Source organism: Protofrankia sp. CiP1_Cm_nod2, from assembly GCF_920664355.1.
GTDB lineage: Bacteria > Actinomycetota > Actinomycetes > Frankiales > Frankiaceae > Protofrankia.
Genome location: NZ_CAKKTL010000034.1, coordinates 4,267 through 6,236 on the forward strand (window position 1 = coordinate 4,267; position 1,970 = coordinate 6,236).

3 protein-coding genes are annotated in these 1,970 nt (G+C 70.5%); all 3 read right to left on the bottom strand.

The window, feature by feature from the left end:
• Nucleotides 1-831 (bottom strand): phosphotransferase family protein (locus tag NBW84_RS05855; RefSeq protein ID WP_250282416.1); only part of this gene is annotated, 831 nt, incomplete at its 3' end.
• The gene (locus NBW84_RS05860) at nt 828-1,634 is read right to left on the bottom strand and encodes an SDR family NAD(P)-dependent oxidoreductase (RefSeq protein WP_250282418.1); all 807 of its coding nucleotides are present in this window, start codon (nt 1,632-1,634) and stop codon (nt 828-830) included. The genes NBW84_RS05860 and NBW84_RS05855, both read right to left, overlap by 4 nt.
• Before the next feature lie 13 nt (nt 1,635-1,647).
• Nucleotides 1,648-1,970 (bottom strand): enoyl-CoA hydratase-related protein (locus NBW84_RS05865; protein ID WP_250282421.1); only part of this gene is annotated, 323 nt, incomplete at its 5' end.

Consider the following 1,970-nt stretch of genomic DNA (forward strand, 5'->3'; position numbering starts at 1 on the left):
TGCCGCTCCGGTGACAGGTACGCCTCCGGCCGCTTCGTACGCCGCGACGAACTCCTCGAGCGGCACGAACCGCTCCGGGCTCCACAGGGCGTGGTACGCCCACGCGATGTCCTCGACCGGGTCGCCGACGTGCGCCATCTCCCAGTCCAGCAGACCGACGATGCGGCCGCCTTCGTAGAGGACGTTGCCCGGACGGAAGTCACCATGCACGAGCGCTGGTCGCGCGGGTGGGGCGGCGTTGTCGTCAAGCCAGTCGTACAGCCAGGACAGCGCCGGGTACGGCTCAGGGCGGCAGTCCTCGAACCGCGTGCGCCAGTAGGCCAGTTGCGGTTCACCGGTTCCCGCGGCCGGTGTGACGGCATGTAGCTCGGCTGCCGCCCGGGCCAGGTCCAGGGTTCGCGCACGGCCCAGCTCGGTGTCGGCCGAGAGGTACTCCACCGCGTCCGCTCGGCCCGGCAGCCGCTGGAGGAGCACCGCGGGTGCCCCGAACAGATGCCCGTCCGGGTCGTGCGCCCACACTTTCGGCGCCCGTACGCCACGTTCGGCCAGCCCGTCCAGTGCCGCGAACTCGCCTGCCGGGTCGGTCTGTACCTGCGAGCCGGGGGCACGGATGAGCAGGATCAACGGCTCCTCGTGTGTGCTCGCGTGCGTGTCCCGGCCCGAGGCCCAGCGGGCGTCGCAGGCCCACGCGACGCGAGCGTTCCCGCCGAAGACCCGTGCTGGCTGCGAGACAGCCACCTCCTCGGCCTCCGGCAGCCGCAGACGTAGCAGTTCCCGCACGCGAGCGGCCAGCTGGGCCGGTGCGTGCGCAGGAAGGGCGGGCCGGGTCATCGGACGCCGGCTGCGACCCGCAGGGTCTCGCCGGTGATGGCGTCGGACTGGGGCTCGAGGAAGAACGCGATGCCTTCGCCGAGGTCCTCCGGGGTGGGCACGTCACCGAGCGCCGTGTACCCGAGGTGCCGGTTCAGGTATCCGTCGTCGATCCACTGGCGTACCCGGTCGCTGAGGACCAGCCCCGGGGCGACGCAGTTGGCCCGAATCCCCTGACGGCCCAGCTGCACGCTGACGCTCTGGGTGAACGCGACCACCGCGGCCTTGGCCGAGTTGTAGGCGGCGTTACCGAGTTCGAGACGGTTGGCGAAGGCCGCCAGCGAAGCCACGTTGACGATCTTTCCGTAGCCCTGTGCGACGAAGTGCTTCTCCAGCGCGCGGCACATCAGGAAGGCGCTGTTCACGTTGAGCGCGTACATCTGCACCCAGCTGTCCAGCGAGATGGACTCCAGTGGCACATCGTAGACGTCGCGGTTGATGTTGACCATCCCGCCGGCGACGTTCGCCACGCCCTGCACCGAGCCGAACTCCGTCACCGCGAAGTCGACCGCCTGTCGCACGCCCGCCTCCGAGGTCACGTCGGCCTTGATCGTCCGCAGGGTTCCGGGCAGCTCGCGCGTGGACTCGGCCGTGCCGTTGAGCCGACGCGAGCTCAGGTCGACCGCGACGACGTTCGACCCCACCCGCAGCAGCCTGGCGGCGGCGGCGCCGCCGATGCCGCCGCCGGCGCCCGTGACGATGTAGGTGCGTTCGTCGAGAGGCAGGGTCGGCCGCCGCGGGGGGGCCACCGCTGTGCTGGGCATGTCAGGCTCGCCTTCAGATGTAGGAACGCTGGACGAAGTCCGGTGCGCGCTTCTCACGCAGAGCGGCCAGGCCTTCGGACGCCTCGGGTCCGGTGAAGCCCAGGATGCCGAACGCCAGGGAGGCCTCGAACGAGGGCCACGCGGCACGAACCCAGTTGTTGAGCGACTGTTTGGTCCAGCGGATCGCGCTCGGTGCCCCGTGCGCGAGCCGGGACGCGATGTGCAGGGCATGCTCGTCGACCACGGCGTCGTCGACACAGAACGTCACGAGCCCGATGCGCTCGGCTTCCTCGCCCGTGATGGCGTCGCTGGTCATCAGGTAGTACTTCGCCTTGG